Source organism: Niabella drilacis, from assembly GCF_900101395.1.
GTDB classification, from domain to species: Bacteria; Bacteroidota; Bacteroidia; order Chitinophagales; family Chitinophagaceae; genus Niabella; species Niabella drilacis.
In genome coordinates this window covers 1-17,279 of record NZ_FMZO01000026.1, presented here as the reverse complement: position 1 = coordinate 17,279, position 17,279 = coordinate 1, and the positions used below count along the sequence as shown (strand labels likewise).

Genomic DNA, 17,279 nt, shown 5'->3' with positions numbered 1-17,279 from the left:
ATGAAACCCATATTAACACAACAGGATTACAAGGAGGCGGCCCGGTTATTGGGCTGTGAGGTTGCTGCAATAACGGCGGTGGCAGAAGTAGAATCGGCCGGCGCCGGGTTCCTTGCCAATGACACGCCAAAGATCCTTTTTGAAAGGCATAAGTTTCACCAGCTGACCGCAGGAAAATATGATACCGCATACCCGGATATCAGCAACTCCATACCCGGTGGGCACGGTAAAATAAGCGACCAGCACCGGCGTTTGCAAAGGGCTGCGGCCCAGGATCGCCAGGCAGCACTGATGGCCGTATCCTGGGGAAAATTCCAGGTATTGGGGTTGAACTTCAAATTAGCAGGTTTTGCCACTTTGCCATTATTTATAAATGCGATGTATACCGGCGAACCGGCCCATCTTATGGCCTTTTGTAACTTTGTAAAAAATACAGGACTATTGGCTGCATTGCAGCGAAGGGATTGGCCTGCATTTGCTTATATTTATAATGGGCCCGCGTATAAAAAGAACCGCTATGATAGCAGAATGGCAGCCGCCTATAAAATATTCATAAAAAGTTCCTTTTATTTTTATTACCTTTAAGAGGTTCGGCCTTTATAACTGCAGCGCACTGGAATTATTATTATAACCTGAAATGATTGCCTATGTTCTTAATAAAAGCCATTCTTGTCATTTACAAAAAGACACGAAGAAATTTTTTCGGGGCCAGAAATAGCGGCCCGAGGAATTTTAGCTTTGATGGTTGAAAATGCTCTCCCTTATTCCATCTGCAGTACGAATGATGGGGAAGCGATTATTAAAGCATTAAAAATTTGAAGCAATGAAAAAATTGAAATTGAATCTTGTTAATTTAGAAGGCACACAGGTGCTTACAAGAGACCAATTGAAAAGGATTATGGGGGGACAGGGAAGCGGGGAAGGAAGTGGAACCATCGATCACTGCGGAGGAGCAGCCAACGTATCCATATGTGGTACCTGTTGGACAACGGACAACAAATGTTTATGTGATTATTGTTGTAAAAACGGGCCAGATGCAGGTGTACCGATCGTATGCGGAGTAGCATGCGATGCTTCAATTTGTGGGCACTAATTTTTAAACAAGGCTGTTTAATATCAGCAGCCTTGGTTTTTTGAATTAAATAGCTACCAAGTTTCTTTTATACACTTAAAAGAAGTATGTGCTATTTTCAACAGTTTTCAAGTGTATCAATATTCATCTATCGCATATCACAATGGCTGTCATTTTAAAGTATCGCTTGATTGTATTTTCAATTCTCGTGATTGGCTGTAACTCCTCAACAACTCCAGCAGATAAGCCTGCGCCTCCTTTAAAAACACAGCACAATGTGTCTGAGGATGTTATTCAATCAGAGATCAAAAAATTTCAGACAAGAAGTAAATCCCTGGTTGGAACCTCATATCCTTTTTTAAAGTTGCTATCCAAAGAAGCCGGTATTCCCGGCAGCGTCTTTGAACAAAGAGTTGTGATCCTTAATTTCAGTTTTGCTAATTGCAAACCCTGTATTTTGGAACTGGAAGGAATAAGTTTGCTCTATAACAAACTGAAAGACAATAAAAATGTTCTTTTTCTGTCCATAACGCCTGATGATGATTCAACTGTAAATGCGTTCGTCAAACAGCATGATCTTCCTTATATGCCAGTATCTGTTGAAAGAGACATTGGTAACAAGCTCAATTTTGAAAGCGGATATCCTACCAATCTTATTTTAAAAAGGGGAACGATTAAAAGAGTTTGCTCGGGCGGATTTCCAACAAAACAACAGAGTACCAATTTTTTTATGGGATCATTTCTTGCAACAATTGAAGACCTGTTAGATTCAATGTAGTACCCGGCTTTTTCATTATGATACCCAAAATGCTCATGGATCACCAATTATAAAAACAATTTGGAAGTTGGAAAAGGTTGTATTCACAAATCGGATTTTATGAAACTTTCAGTAATGAACATAAGAAAGTTAAAGGAGCTCCTGCTTTCCAAGACTACTCTTGAAAAATATAATATTAGCGACAAAATTGAACTGATTCTTGCAATAGGCTATATCATTTTAAAACATAAAGCGGAATCACGAAAATGGCGATGACCAACTTTTGATAGACGATGTGTTTGAAGGTGAAATGTTTGAGGGGGATCAAATAAATCAATATGACATCGTATTGGTTAACCTTGATCTTACAATTGGAAGCAAAATGAAAAAAACAAAACCAGCCGTTCTTCGTATTATGGGGTATTCAAATTTAATACTTAGGGTCTGCTAAATAACTATAATCACCCCCTTAACCTTATTTTTCACTTTTGTCCTGGACACAAGGTGAAGCAATCCTGATAGTCGATCGGAACAAGTCCGCCCCAGGGCGAATGCTGCCCGCAATAATCGGATAAGGATTGGAATTTAAGCCGCCGCAGATAGGCTATGTATGTTGATTAAAGTATAGAAGTTCTGAAGCGGGGCGCCCCTCCTCCCAGGGTTTCAATAAACGTAGCGGGACCTGCTACGCTGCACCAAAGCCGATAGAAATCTTTCCCCGGCATCATGCTGTAACCGACTCCGTGGTCCTTTTGGAGCAAACAAAAAGGTACTAGAGCGCAAAAGTTGCTGCGCGGATTTTGAAAGATTCTTGTCTCTTTGCATGTAGTATGCGGGCTGGCGTATTTTTGAAGCACACTGTTTTACCGCGTGATTTGGTTGGTTTCTGAGTTAAACAGCGCCCTACTTACCGCAAAATGAAGGAACACGGCTGCCCAGGCCTCCCGGCCTGCGCAAGAGCGCAAGGCTATATGCAGGGAAGCGATCCCTCTTTTGTAAACGATGTAACTCCCGTTTTTAGCAAATGACAGCTATCCCATGCTATGAGAAATGCGATAGTACGCCCGCACATTTTAATGAATGTATCAATGATATAGAATCGTTTTCAAACAGCTTCTGAGAAAGTTATTCTTTGCACATTATCAAAATGCCCTAACTTCACAAAGGAGTTTCATTAAACTGACTAAAACGACTATTGCCCACAACTGCAGCAATTCCAGTTTTTTTCACGCCCTTTGGGTGAAGGAGCTTCATAAGAAAAACAATACCATCAAATCTTTACCTGCTGAGGGGCCAAAATTGAGGAAAAAATTATACTTTATAATGGAAAAACAGCTTTACACAAACTCATTTAATGTTGTTATCAATAAAAAAAATTATTGGTGCGGCCTATTAACGGGACTCTCTCTCTTATTTAATTTATGTTCCTGTTCAACTACCCCTTCTGAGTCTGAAAAAGAAACGATTCAAAAAAAACAAATAATTATTCATAGCAATTTGAAAAAAGGGCAAGCTGCTTTCTTTTATTATTTTGGAGAATTCGACAATACGGTACCGCCATTTTCTTTTACAAATACCGATTCTTTAAAAGTAATTGAAAGTAATACCCCTGTGCTGCTAATAGATGCAGTCATGCATAATCTTTTTTTAGTTTATCCGGGCGATACGCTTCATTTATATTTGGGTGATAACAAATCCCCGGTTCTCGAAACCGAAAGCGATACGATAAGGAATAATGAGCTGTCTTTTTTTGTTGCAGCCCAGGCAACCGGGGATCCTATTATAGAATCAAGCCTCTTCTTTTCTTTGCCGAATACAAAAGCAATTGCGACAGGCAACAATATAGACTTTACAGCTTACATTCAAACATCATTAGATACTTATCAAAAGAGACTTGATTTTCTTAAATCTTATCAGACAGGAAAGCAATTATCCCCATCGTTTGTAGAACAAGTGGAAAGCCTTTATAAAAATTTTCAACGGCTACAGGCTACAACGGCCATACATATGAAAAATCTGAAAATTACCGACTACCCGGGATCATATATTCAATATCTGGACAGCCTGATAAAGAAAGCTACTTCCACCGAAAAGCTGACAATCGGGAACCAGATGTTTTTACGATCGCCTGTTTTTGCATATTATACCAAAAAATTTGCCGGTGAAAATTTATTTGCTGACCTGTTTGAATATTTACGCAGCAACCCGGTAAAAATAAAAGAACAGCAGCGGTTCTTAGAATTTGTTGTGCTAAAAAGAAATCTAAAAACACAATATGCACTGCACAAGGAATATTATGATAAGTTTATTAACGATGATAAAGATAAATACAGTAACTACCTGCTCAATGAAATAGACGCGCTTCTTGCTCTAAAATCGACAAACGGGCAGCAGGTATTAATTGACCTGAAAGGGAATCGTATTACATGGAACGAGATATTAAAAAAACATAAGGATAGTTTGTTGTATATCGACTTTTGGGCAAGCTGGTGCATGCCCTGCAGAAGGGCATTTCCATCAAGTAAAAACCTCGTGCTTGAAATGAAAGACAAGCCGGTTAAATTTATTTATATTTCCACCGATGCTGAAATAAACGCCTGGAAGAAAGCTGCAGCCGAAGAAAACCTCCCTGTTGACGCCAGCTATCTTATCCCGGATTTCGATAGCGCTCTTTTAAAAAGAGTTTTTAATATTCAAACAATACCACGGTACATTTTATTGGGGAAAAATGGGGAGGTGATTGATGATGATGCGGAACATCCCGGCTCACCTGAAATAAAAACAATTTTGGAGCAATACTTTTAGAAATATCTTTTTAACGCGAAACCGGTATGCTGGCAAACGAATTTCAGGTTGCTTTTGAAATTTTCAATTGCCGGACCGGAGTGAATATGCTGCTTTATAAAATTCAGACACGCCTGGCCCTGATAAACCGTTTTTTTCTGCTTTGTTTTTATTATCTTTAGAGCAGGATGGTTCCGGGTTTCTGTTTTAGAGTTGCTATATCCCGGGATGAAGACTACTGTAACCTGAAATGATTGCCTATGTCCTTAATAAAAGCCATTAAGCGGCTGGAGTATGCCAATTTTTTGATTAAGAAAAAAGCCACCGGCGATCCGGCGACCTTTGCCCGGAAAATGAACCTGTCAAAACGGGCCGTAAAAGCGCTGATTGCCCAGATGCGCGAAATGGGCGCAGCCATACACTATGACCGGGTACGAAAAACCTATTATTATGCCCGGGAGGGGGAGTTTTGCATCTCAAAGTTTATGGAATACGGACAGGTACTGACCCGCAATGAAGCGGCGAAGATCGGTAAGCCTGAAGAACTCTGTTTTTCAGAAAAAGCCGTTTTTGTTTTATGCGAGGAGATTTGAAAAAAATTGGGGGCAGAAATAGTGCCCCGGTCAGTTTTAGTTTTGAGTGTTATTATTAGTCACTCTTTAATTTTTTAAAAATGAAAAAACTAAAATGGAGCAACCTGCCATTAGATGCAGGAGCATTGCTCACCAGAGAACAAATGAAAAAAATTGATGGGGGATCGGGCGGTAGTGGCTGCAATTATACGTCCCAATGTGATATGGGCCTGGAATGCATCAATAATGAATGTATCTGGCCCGGGGAGCATGATGGCGGTAGCGGCAGTGGTTCCGGCAGCGACTCCTGCGCTGCCGGAACCTGTCCTCCGGGGTCAGCTGTCTGGGCCTGTCCTGATTCATCCTGCCCCGGCGGGTACAAAGCCTTCTGCGCCCCAGGCGGGCCATTTCCCTGTGCTTAGAACAACAGGAGACAAACTTCTTCCAAATGCCGCATAAAGCTGATCGGTTCACCTTTACCAGGAATAAATGAAAACAGGTATTCTATTATTACTATTTTCTTTTTTCTTTATAAAAAGTACGGGGCAACTTTTTTCAGTTACCGGCATAGTAAATGACAGCGCAACACTTGCTCCTGTTTCCGGGGCAAGTGTTTATTTACCAAACACCACTTTAGGTACCATAACGGATACGAATGGAAGATTTCGCATAGACCATCTTCCCGCTGGTTTTTACGAACTGACCGTAACCCATGTGGCCTATCATCCCTTGAAGTTTCAGCTATCCTCCTCCTTCAGACCGGATTCTTTATATATGCGCCCGAAGGCCGGTTTTTTAAACCCCGTAGTGGTTCGCTCCAAAACGAAGGAAAGATCTGGAAGCTGGAAAAAATGGGGCGCCGTTTTTTTCGATATTGTGATGGGGAATTCTATATATGCCAACTCCTGCAGGATAGAAAACAAAGAGGTAGTAGTGTTTTCCTACCACAAAAAAAACGGGATATTAGAAGCAAGAACGACTGCCCCCCTGGTTATACAAAATGCAGCGCTGGGGTACACGATCTATTATGAAACAGACCGGTTTTTAAGGAATGAAAAGACCGCTGAAACCGTATCCACCGGAACCCTGCACTTTACAGAAATGAAAGGGGACAGCAGCAAACAAAATACCTGGAGACGCAACCGCGCGGAGGTCTACAAAACATCCTTGCTCCGTTTTATGCGGGCATTATACAATAATTCACTGAAGCAGCAAGGATATTCCCTTTATCGGCTGAAGTCCCTGAAAATTGCGGATACCGTTATACTGGGGAACCGGACGGCTGCTGTAACCCGTGCAATGGGGCATATAGGCAATACCTTCAAAACAACGGTTGATAGTACGGAGATACAGGCAGGCCAGATCACTTCCCCGGTGGATGCTCAAACAGTAGCGCTCAATTATCCGGGTACGCTCCTGGTTAGGATGGCTGACAGTTTATATAGCGCACCCCTTGTACTTGACTATTTAAGATCCGCTTCGTTTCTTTTCTTTTCCAGGTTGCAGGACGCTGCACGTATGCCCGCCTTTAAAGAATTAACCAACAGGATCTCCAGTATGCTCTATCTTGATGAAAGTCCTTCCCTTTTTATTAAGCCAAACGGATCTTACAGAAAAAACTCCGCTCTTATTACCAATGGATTTTTTAACTGGTCGGAGAAGGTTGCAATGATGTTGCCCTTAAATTATTATCCATGATCCTATTTTTGTAATTTCACCATCCCAAAAGCCTGCCACTCTTGAAAAGAAAAGGGTTACTGCTGCTGTTTTTTATCCGGGCAATTTTGAATGCCCAGGCCCCCTCCTCAAATGGGGGCGCCCTGTATGTAGCTACGGATAAAACCATTTACACCCCCGGAGAAGCCATCTGGTTCAGCGGGTATTTTCTGCCGCAGGAACCATTACCCGATACACTGCAACCCGACATCATGGCCGTTGCACTCATCCGGCAGGACACGACCGGGTTCCTCCTCAGCCAAAACTACCTGATGCAGCAGGGCTGCTGCCCCGGAACGCTTACCCTTCCGCAGGAGCTGCAGCCCGGTAATTACGAGCTTGTGGCAGCGCTCAACCTCCTGGATCCCTCCGGAAAACCCCGCTTCAGTTTCCGTAAACGCTTAACAATAAAAACCACAGAACAGCCCCCCTTCCACCTCTCCTTTCATATAGAAGACAGCCTCCATATATCCGATACCATCCGCATATCCATGCAGGCCACCGCTGCTGAAGGAGTACTCATCAATGATAAAAAAGCCGCCATTACTTACCACCGCCCAGGCCAAAAACCCAACACTCAAAAACTGGATATTACAGGAAGAGCTACGCTCATCATACCCCTCCGGCAACCAGATACCTCCCTGCCCGTACTCTATACCGTTACCACCGCCAACGGGCAATCAAAACCCTTTACCCTATGGCTCCCCCTAAAAAAAACAATACACGGCAGTGCTGCTCCAACAGGCCCGCAGAAGACTATCCCCACCCACCAGCCGGCAAACCTCCTGCTGGCCCATACTATTAACAATGATTCCCTGGAAGCCACCATCACCACCACCCAACCCCAAAAAGTGGTGCTGGCTTACAGGAACCTGCTGAGTACAGAACAGGAACGATCGGATCCCATCTATATAACAGGCCACAAAAAAATATCCCTCCCACTGGGGTCGTTTAAAAAAGGTACTTATATCCTTTCCCTTTTTAATGAAACCGGGACCTTACTCGACCAGAAACCCTTTTTTGCCCACTATAACAACCGCAGCACAATAACCCTTCAAACAACAAAAGACCGGTTCCAAACCCGCGAAAAAATTACCGTAAAAATCAATGCGGGAAACGAGCAGGGCCAGCCCTTAAAAGCCATTCTTACTGCCTGGTGTGTTAACACCACGCGCCTCGAAAACCATAACCGCCTGCTATTACCCGCCTACTATTATACGCAGCCCCTGAATGATCCCTACCAATCGGCAACCATTTATAGCAGCAGCAGCTTACTGAGCAATACCCTGGAACAAGCAGCCGATGCCGGGACACCGGCAAATACGGTTGCGCCTCCCCTCCATAAACCTACCGTGTCCGGCAGCATCGTAATGGCCCGGGGTGGCGTGGAGGTCGAAAAACAATTGATGGTACTCCTTCTCCGGGATACCCTAAAAAACTTTATAACCACAGACAGCAGCGGCCGGTTCTTTCCCGCTCCCACACAACTGGTAACCCCGGAAGGCAGCGTATTTACCGCCGCAGCCGGGAACATTAATAAAAGAGCAATGGAAGGGATCGGGCTCATTCGCTATGCTGTTATCATGACCAACCCGATGCAGGAACCCATGAACTACCTGCAGCAACCGGGGTTGCCCGCAGCCCGTCCATACCAGGAGGCCCTAACCGGCAATTACCTGGTGTTCAAGGACTCCTTTGAAGCAAAAACGATGAGGATGGTCACTGTCCGGGCCACAAAGCCGCTTGCACGCCCCGATGCCCTTTTTGGCAATAACTGCGGAGATTTCGTATGTATAAACAATATACTGAACTGCCCGGCTCATATTGGTGACGAGGGAAATACCCTGCCTGTAAAGGGCAAGATATATAGATCCGCTGGTGGAAATATTATATACCAGGGCTGTGCAGATAACAACATAGAGCGTGTAAACACTGCCCGCCTGTTTACCGGGATGGAGGAAAAGGACATAAAAGAACAGGAATCGCTCCACTACTTATCTACCCTCTGCTGGCGTCCCTTTTTACCCGTACCCGGCAGCGCCACGCTTGATTTTTACAGCAGTGACCTCCCGGGCAACTACAAAATTATTGTAGAGGGTATTGCCGAAAACGGAGATCTGCTGCACCAGGAAAAAGAGATCATCATCGAAGCTAATAAATAAACCATGACTATCTGCCAGACACTATGGACCCATAAAAAAAACCTGCTGGAAGATCCTTTCGGCTGGGTTTCGCCGCAACACCACCTGATGGCCTGGGCATTAAGCAGCCTCCAGTTAAATAAATTTTATAAAGAACTGGAGCTGTATACCGACAAACACGGGGCCGCAATCCTCTCAGATACTTTGGACCTGCCTTATAAAAAAATAATTACGGATTACGACAACCTGGATTGCGCGCCGGACCTATGGGCCTATCCCAAGCTGCTCACCTATGCCCGCCAGGAAAAGCCGTTTATCCATGTTGACGGGGATGTGGTGCTCTGGAAACCGTTCCGGAAAAAGCTGTTGACATCCCCCTTAATTGCTCAGAACCCCGAAACCGGCACCGCTTACTACAACAACCTTTTTTCTCCTTACAGATCCGATGCTTTTTTTTACCCGGAATATTTAAGAACCGATCTGTATACAACCCATGTAAACGCATACAATGCAGGAATTTTAGGAGGTACAAACCTGTCTTTTTTCAGAACCTATTTTTCTGAAGCAGCAACGATCATAAAAAGGAATACCGCGAACCCCTTAAATACGAACTTTAATATCATTTTTGAACAGGTTCTTTTCTATTCCCTGTCAAAGAAAATGAACCTTGAAGTGAACTGTTATTTTGAGAAACAGTTCCCGGACAACGGGTACGGGATAGCCGATGTTGCCAACTTTGCAATGCTGCCCAGGATCAATTATCTTCATTTTATAGGGCCCCACAAGCGCAACCAAAATATCTGCAACCAGGTATGCGACCTGCTTTACCATCATTACCCGGAGACCTTTTTAAAAATAACAGCCCTGTTCAGAAAAACACATTACTATTTTCCCAACAAGATCCAGGAAATAGCAAACAGGCCTCCGTCAAAAAAAAACGGGCCGGTGGCCTTTACAAAAACGGTTCAGCTCCTGAATGCTATAACCGGGAAAATAAATACCCTATCCAGCAAAGATTTAAAAAAAGCGGTGGCCCGGTCCAAAAATTCACTTTTAAAAAGCCTTTACCGGTATGAGTGTACGCTCAAACGGGTCATCTTACAATTCAACAAAATTGATGCGGCGCTGTTGCATAAGCAGGAAGCCGCATCCATATCCGGCATGCTTTTTTTTACACTTCCTGAAAGCCGGAAACAAGCCGCATTGGTTTACACCAATCCTTTTTTAGAAATCATTGATGGCTGCTACGATTGGACCAGTATTCAAATTACGGGAAATACGATTCAGTTCCGGTCCTCCTATGAAAAGGATATCATTACCGCTATTGTACCCGGGTTGTTCTTCAAAGGGCACAGGACATTTGTTCTGGATGAGCTCTGTGCAAATATGGTCCTGCTTGCCTCGCAGGGATGCAGCTTTTCCACGCTTGTTGATAAGATCAGCCAGGCCTTCCCCGATGCGGGTAACGATCCTGGTTCTGTTAAAAAATTGCTGGAGCTAAAGCTTGAGATCCTGGTAACAAATAAAATAATTTATCTTTCCTTATAGATGAAAGACTAAAACTACATTATGCGTAAGACTTTCTGTTTGTTTTTTTGCATGCTTTCTGTTACATACCTAACCGCGCAAACGCATGTTTGCCCGGTTAGTGTAACACTGCAGTTGCCGGGTGGTATTGAACAAATGTATAACCTGGAAATCATAGACTTTTATAGCGACAAAGCGCTTGCCAGCGAAAAGGGCGCCCGGAATTTCCAATCCTATTTATTAAAAATAACAGCAACCGAGCCCCGCTGGTGTATACTGTTGCTGAAAGATCGTAAAGACAGCGTTCTTACAAGAATCGGAGCTTTTTTGGCCACGCTGGACCTGGTTCAGATTACCGTCAATTACCCAACCGCACGAAGCCCGGTTACCGGCGGCGAAAACGATTTTATGGCAAAACATAAGGAGCTGCTATTTGCACCACCAGCCCTCATTACTGACAATCCACAGATGTCCGGCATGAAAAAAAAATACGACTTTTCGCCTGTTGACGGAGGCGGCTCTTTTTATGCATCTTACCGGGAATATGAGCAAAATATACTGGAAATTGTCAAAAATCACAACAATTCCTATTTCGTGCTATTTAAGCTGTTAAAACAGGAATTATACATGTCCACAAAATTACTGGAGGAATGTTCCCTGATTTTTACAGATACGCTGATGCGGACACAGCTGGGAAAGGAGCTTTTAACTACAATTACGAATTACAAGAAATTAATGATCGGGCAAACGCTTCCCACTGCAGAGCTTCTTTCAACCGGGAACAGGACAACGGACCTTCAATCGATTTATAAAAAGAAGCCATATACCCTGGTTGATTTTTGGGCAAGCTGGTGTGGCCCATGTAGAAAGTCGATAGCACAGCTACAGCAGATCTATCCGGATCTGGACACTTCAAAATTTGATATAGTATTGGTGAGCATTGACGATGCTATAAAAAACTGGGAAATGGCGTCAAAGGAGGACCGCATTTTTATTAAAAACTTCATCGATAAAAATTTTAAAACCAGGCTTGTAAAAACTCAATATAATTTAAATGCGATCCCGCAGAATTACCTTGTTACTTCAGAAGGGGAAATAATCGACTCCAACCTCTCATTGGAAGCATTGACTGATTTTCTAAAAAGCCGAAATCTTTTTATTTCTAAACATAAAAAATCATTTCTGTCCGACTAAAATTCAATAAAAATGCTTTTAATTCAATACAAACAAGCGTTTTTTTCAGTTCCCTTTGTTCGAGATCAGGGAAAGTATCCCATACGCCTAAACCCCGAAAAATGTAGCCCTGTAAAGGGTTATAGCCATCTTCTTAAGTTTTTTCCCAAACAACAATGAAATACGTTCTTATACTTTTCTTCCTGACCCCTGTTTCAACGCTTTGCCAAACAAATCAGTTAAAGCAAACGGCATCATCCTTAACAATCAGTGGAGAAGTTTCAAATCTATTAACATCACCCCGGTATATATATGCAATATATGCCGACACAGAAGGCGGGATTGACAGCTCTTTGGTTACAAACCATAAGTTTGAATTTTCGAAGAAGATAGCAACAACCACCTTACTTACATTGTACGCAACAAATCCTCATGATATAAACAATTTGCGCGAAGAAGATATGCTTACCATAGTAGACGAATTAGATCGGCCGTTTCACCAGGCGTTATCATTACTTTATAAAAAACGGTCTGAGCAAGAGGCGCTAAAAAATGTAGACAGTGCAGCATACTGGAAAGGTGAAATCAATAAAGAAGCGTACAAACTCGCAACTTTTTACTACCAATACCTCATCAGCAATCCCAACTCCAATCTAAAGCTATTTTTAATTTCTGACTACCTCAGGAGGTTGCCCGTTAACGTTAAAGAGGAAGATATCGATAAGATTGATACACTATTTCATCTTTTATTACCCGCAGATAAAAAATCGATACTAGGTAAAAAAGTGGAAAAAAAAAATAGCTTCATTACGATTTGGGGTGGGCGGCAAAGCACCCAATTTTACCCTAAATAACGTCTTAGGTAATCCAGTTTCTTTAAGAGATATCAAGCAGAAATATTTATTAATTGATTTTTGGGCTTCCTGGTGTAGACCGTGCAGGCGGGAAAACAAAAACTTAGTTAATGTATATAAAAAGTATAAGAATAAAGGATTCTCAATTGTTAGTATTTCTTTGGACGAATACTCAAAAAAAGAGGACTGGATTAAAGCCATTAAAAGCGATGGATTGGCATGGACACAGCTTTCCGACCTAAAGGGCATGGAAAGCCCTGTTGCCCTTCTTTATAGGGTTGCCAAACTTCCGCAAAATTTTCTTGTTGACGCCGATGGTATAATAATCGCAAAGGATTTATACGAAACAGACCTGGAAAAATATTTAGAAAAAATTTTATACCCGCAAAAATAGTGCGACCAGCCGGGGCCAACGCATCTAAATTTTCATATTATTCCGGGGCACCCGGTTTATACTCATTCATCAGAAGCCTGGCCTTAGTTTGAAACAGTCTCAAATTTTCTTTAAAATACAGGTGGTAATCAACATGATTCTTTATACTTTTAACAAACAACATCATTAAATATTGCCCGATGCTTTTTCGCGTTCTTTTTATTTTCCTGTTTTTTTCTTTAATCCCTAAAAGCGCCTGGTTGCAAAACCGGGAATACAACCCTGGTTCCGTAATACTGGAGGGTATCGGAATCAATTTTTCAAAAACAACATCCATCGAAAATATTTCAGATATCGGAGAATTGATGCTTTCCGATGTTGCTTTTCAATTTTTGATTGACTCAAATAATCATTTTAAGATTGTGCTGCCACTTGAAACAGCCTCCTACTTCAGGATAGGCAGGAATATGCTGTATCTTGAGCCTGGAGACAGTATGCGTGTTTTTTTAGACAGAAATTATCCCAAATCAGCCAGGTTTTCGGGGAAAGGCTCAGCGGCAAATTCTTATTTAAAAGACACCCCATTCCCAAAAGCAGGTTCCTTTATCAACGCCGGAGCGGGTATCAGCGGCAGGTTTATATCTAACTGGAAAAATATTCTGTTATGCGCTGATGAACGAGAGAAAACACTGCGGTCCTGTAAAAATATCAGCCCCGTTTTTAAAAACTATGAGCTGGGCAGGATAAAATCCGACATTATTAATAGCCTGTATTATATGCAGCTTTACTATGAAGATGTAATACCAAAAGATTCTCTAAAAGCATACCTGGCAGAATACGACCGCTTAGCACCCCCTTTATTAAAAAAATACGCGGCTGGATTTTACGACGCATCATTACTGGTTCTTCCGGTATACCGGAACATTTTAAAAGTAATAAGAAACTACTCCACGCCCAATACAAAAACAGCTGCGATTCCGGTTGAGGACTGGCTGTTCGCAAAAAATATTAGCGACCAGTTAAAACATACGTCAAATACAGAATCGGTGAAAACCCTCGCGCCTGCAATAGATCGTATTAAAAATCCGAAATATAAAGATGTTCTTCAAAATGTGTTTGAGCAAAAACTGCTTCAATTTGAAGGCGAACAAAAAGCGAAAATATTCAGGGCCATTGATGCTGATAATATGACGGTGTCTATTGAAAATTATAAGGGTCGTGTAATTTATATAGATTTATGGGCCACCTGGTGCGGCCCCTGTTTAGCAGAACTGCCCAACTTTGAGCGCCTTAAGCAGGAATATGCTGACAATAATGATGTTGCCTTTATTTCTTTATCGATAGACGAGGATATAAAAAAGTGGCAATCGTATATAACATCAATGGGCCTGAAGGGAAACCAATGGAACACCAATCGCCTGAATCTAAAAGACTATTTTGTTGAAGAATTGCCCAGGTACATAATTATTGATAAAGATTTTAAAGTGATCCGGCAGTTTGCGCCAAAACCATCCTCAACAGACACAAAAAAAATCATTGATTCCCTCGTTCTTAAAAACAACTTTTGAGCCTTTGCTCTTTCCTTTTCCGCTATTGCACCCGGTTTGGCACAACTACAGCGCACCTAAAACCCCGCTAAGCCGTTGATGTTGCATCCCGCTCAACACCAACGGCAACATAGATTCCGGCTCATTTACCAAAGCCCGCATCAGGAGGAATATACTGCTTTATAAAATTCAGACGCGTTTGCCCCTGATAAACCGTTTTTTTCTATTTTCTTTTTAGTATCTTTAAAATAAAGAAGCCGGGAGACCACCTTTATAACTGCAGCGCACCGGAATTATTATTATAACCTGAAATGATTGCCTATGTCCTTAATAAAAGCCATTAAGCGGCTGGAATATGCCAACTATTTAATTAAAAGAAAAGCCTCCGGCGACCTGGAAACCTTTGCCCGCAAAATGAATTTATACAGGAACGCGACAAAAGGGATCCTATCCCAAATGCGGGAACTGGGGGCAACCATTATCTACGACCGGCAGCGCAAAACATACTGTTATACAGAAGACGGGGAGTTTTGTATTTCCAGGTTTATGAAGTACGGAGATCTGTTGACAAGAGAAGACGCCTGCGAAATCGGGAAACCCGAAGAGGTTTGCTTTTCCGAAAAAGCCATTTTTGTGCTCTGTAGAGAAATCTGAAGAAATTTTTCCGGGCCAGAAATAGCAGCCCGAACGGTTTTAGCCTTGATGGTTGAAAAGGCTTTCCTTCATTTAACCTGCAGTACGAACGAGGGAGGGCTATTATAAAACGTTAAAAATTGGGAATGATGAAAAAATTAAAATTATCCCTTCAAAACGTTGAGGGCGCACAGGTTCTCACAAGAGCGCAACTGAAAAGGGTGATTGAAGGCAGTGACAGTGGTAGCGCCCCACCCCCATGTAAAGATGAATGTACTCAATCTCCCTGTACTTATTACGATGCAAACGCAAAATCAGGAAATTGTAAGTAAACAAGCCCTGTTAGGTGTAATATTAAAAGTGATTACTGATTAGAATTCAAATACTCTAGTCAGTAATCATCCTATTTATGAAACATCAAGAACGACCGTCAACAACTCCAGATCAATACCTCAAATTATGCGAACATTAGTCCTATTTTTCTTTTTTTCAATCTGCTTAAGTATCTCTCACAACAAAATATTCTCCCAGAACCAATTTCAACTATCAGGAAAATTTGATGACCTGAAGGATGGCCAACTTATCATTGAACTACTGACCGAACACCATGAAATAGACACAATAACGATAAAGAACCATGGTTTCCGCTACCGGGGAACAGTTGCGGGCCCTTCAATAGCCAGGTTATACTTCTACCCGTCCGAATCAGCGCACAATACTGCAGCATTAATTATTGTTCCGGGACAAACATCCATCAAATTACAAAAGGATAGCCTTAAGTACTTTCAACTTCAAAACGGAACGGAAATACAAAAACAGCTTATTGATTTAACAACAAAAAAGAAACCATTTCTTTTGGAAACGGAGCTTTTGGAAAGCCAACTACAAACGGATACCGGGGCCTATCTGCCCCGGGACAGTATTTCACTGCAATTGACGATGTCAAAAAAAGAAATTGCAAACCTGGATTCGGCTTTTATCGTAGAAAATCCAAAATCATTTATCAGTGCTTTTATAATTGCCCAAAACTTAAATTTCGAACGCTTTACCCTGGATGCTGTGGACAATTATTATAAACAGTTTCCATCATCAATACAAAAAAGTACTTTTGGAAAAGAAATTTTTGAGAAATTACAAATCGCTGATAAAATTTCAAAAGGCAAACCAGCCCCTTCATTTATCGCCAACGATATACATGGCAAAGAAATAAGGTTGGAGTCGTTAAAAGGGAAATATGTTTTGCTGGATTTTTGGGCATCCTGGTGTTTTCCATGCCGAAGGATCTATCCGGTATTAAAGAGATACTACAAAGCCAGCGTTCGAAAGGATTTTGAAATCATAAGTATTTCTTGTGATGGCAACCTCACAGAATGGAAAAATGCCCTTATAAAGGACCAAACGATGGATTGGATTAATGTACTGGATAAGAAAAACAGTCTTTTCAACAAATACATGGTAAATGGTATTCCTGTGCTCATCCTGATAGACAAACAGGGGAAAATAGTAGATCGCTTCGAAAGGCAAGAAAAAGGCTATCACACCGCGCCGATATTTGCCTTATTTCCGCTTCTTAAAAACCTTTTGAAACTAGACATTGAATGATATAGTAAACTCCAATTTCCGATTTTAAAATCGGGACACCGGAAGAAAAACCATGTTTTTTCGAAGAAGTGGTTTTATCCGCCGCAAGCATCTTTAAAAATTATTCCGGGCTAAAAATACCCCCGAAAGATTTTAGTTTTGACATAAGAAAATGCTTTTAACCATTTCATAATAAGCCGGCATCAAAATTATTTCTTTTCTCGGTCAGTGAGGACACTGACCGTGGCGTGGGCCATGGTTTGTGTCCTCACAAACCACTAGTAATTACGCATTTTAATAAAATTGATTCCGGTTCATTATCACTCATACTGCAAATAGTCACGAGGCCATTAGATTTTAAAGTGATCCGGCAGTTTGCGCCAAAACCATCCTCAACAGACACAAAAAAAATCATTGATTCCCTCGTTCTTAAAAACAACTTTTGAATAGAGATAATGAAGCGCCCTTATTTCCCGGAATCCATTCCGGCTCCAGCCCTCCTACAGAAGTGCGGCACCTATCAGGGCTTTAACCCGCTCACTGAATAGA

General features: G+C 41.9%; 14 protein-coding genes. All 14 read left to right on the top strand.

Going from position 1 to position 17,279, the window contains the following annotated elements; all coding sequences use genetic code 11:
* The 14 genes from BLS44_RS24510 to BLS44_RS24440 all read left to right on the top strand — a co-directional run bounded on the left by BLS44_RS24510 (nucleotide 1) and on the right by BLS44_RS24440 (nucleotide 16,751).
* Nucleotides 1–585: an N-acetylmuramidase family protein gene (locus BLS44_RS24510; RefSeq protein ID WP_090393402.1), complete on the top strand. Its 585-nt coding sequence runs from the start codon at nucleotides 1–3 to the stop codon at nucleotides 583–585.
* A gap of 650 nt (nucleotides 586–1,235) precedes the next feature.
* On the top strand, nucleotides 1,236–1,850 hold the full coding sequence (locus BLS44_RS24505) for a peroxiredoxin family protein (RefSeq protein ID WP_090393401.1): 615 nt from the start codon (nucleotides 1,236–1,238) through the stop codon (nucleotides 1,848–1,850).
* A gap of 1,302 nt (nucleotides 1,851–3,152) precedes the next feature.
* Nucleotides 3,153–4,634, top strand: coding sequence for a TlpA family protein disulfide reductase (locus BLS44_RS24495; RefSeq protein WP_143019918.1), 1,482 nt, complete (start codon nucleotides 3,153–3,155; stop codon nucleotides 4,632–4,634).
* 239 nt (nucleotides 4,635–4,873) lie between these two features.
* Entirely contained in the window at nucleotides 4,874–5,206 is a 333-nt protein-coding gene (locus tag BLS44_RS24490; protein ID WP_090393399.1) for a hypothetical protein, read from the top strand.
* 80 nt (nucleotides 5,207–5,286) lie between these two features.
* On the top strand, nucleotides 5,287–5,607 hold the full coding sequence (locus tag BLS44_RS24485; protein ID WP_090393398.1) for a hypothetical protein: 321 nt from the start codon (nucleotides 5,287–5,289) through the stop codon (nucleotides 5,605–5,607).
* Nucleotides 5,608–5,674: 67 nt separating this feature from the next.
* Nucleotides 5,675–6,883: a carboxypeptidase-like regulatory domain-containing protein gene (locus BLS44_RS24480; RefSeq protein ID WP_090393397.1), complete on the top strand. Its 1,209-nt coding sequence runs from the start codon at nucleotides 5,675–5,677 to the stop codon at nucleotides 6,881–6,883.
* A 41-nt stretch (nucleotides 6,884–6,924) separates the two neighbouring features.
* Nucleotides 6,925–9,063 carry a hypothetical protein gene (locus BLS44_RS24475; protein WP_090393396.1) on the top strand — a complete coding sequence of 713 codons (2,139 nt, stop codon included), beginning with the start codon at nucleotides 6,925–6,927 and terminating at the stop codon, nucleotides 9,061–9,063.
* Between the two features lie 3 nt (nucleotides 9,064–9,066).
* Nucleotides 9,067–10,590, top strand: a complete 1,524-nt coding sequence (locus tag BLS44_RS24470) for a DUF6734 family protein (protein ID WP_090393395.1) — start codon at nucleotides 9,067–9,069, stop codon at nucleotides 10,588–10,590.
* 21 nt (nucleotides 10,591–10,611) lie between these two features.
* On the top strand, nucleotides 10,612–11,763 hold the full coding sequence (locus BLS44_RS24465; RefSeq protein ID WP_090393394.1) for a TlpA family protein disulfide reductase: 1,152 nt from the start codon (nucleotides 10,612–10,614) through the stop codon (nucleotides 11,761–11,763).
* Nucleotides 11,764–11,918: 155 nt separating this feature from the next.
* A complete protein-coding gene (locus BLS44_RS24460; RefSeq protein WP_090393393.1) occupies nucleotides 11,919–12,596 on the top strand; it encodes a DUF4369 domain-containing protein in 678 nt (225 codons plus the stop codon).
* A complete protein-coding gene (locus tag BLS44_RS24455) occupies nucleotides 12,562–12,990 on the top strand; it encodes a peroxiredoxin family protein (protein ID WP_176954542.1) in 429 nt (142 codons plus the stop codon). The genes BLS44_RS24460 and BLS44_RS24455 overlap by 35 nt, the downstream gene beginning before the upstream one ends.
* A 179-nt stretch (nucleotides 12,991–13,169) precedes the next feature.
* Nucleotides 13,170–14,537, top strand: coding sequence for a TlpA family protein disulfide reductase (locus BLS44_RS24450; RefSeq protein ID WP_090393391.1), 1,368 nt, complete (start codon nucleotides 13,170–13,172; stop codon nucleotides 14,535–14,537).
* A gap of 300 nt (nucleotides 14,538–14,837) precedes the next feature.
* Nucleotides 14,838–15,170 carry a hypothetical protein gene (locus tag BLS44_RS24445; RefSeq protein WP_090393390.1) on the top strand — a complete coding sequence of 111 codons (333 nt, stop codon included), beginning with the start codon at nucleotides 14,838–14,840 and terminating at the stop codon, nucleotides 15,168–15,170.
* 438 nt (nucleotides 15,171–15,608) lie between these two features.
* Entirely contained in the window at nucleotides 15,609–16,751 is a 1,143-nt protein-coding gene (locus BLS44_RS24440) for a TlpA disulfide reductase family protein (protein ID WP_090393389.1), read from the top strand.
* Nucleotides 16,752–17,279: the final 528 nt, after the last annotated feature.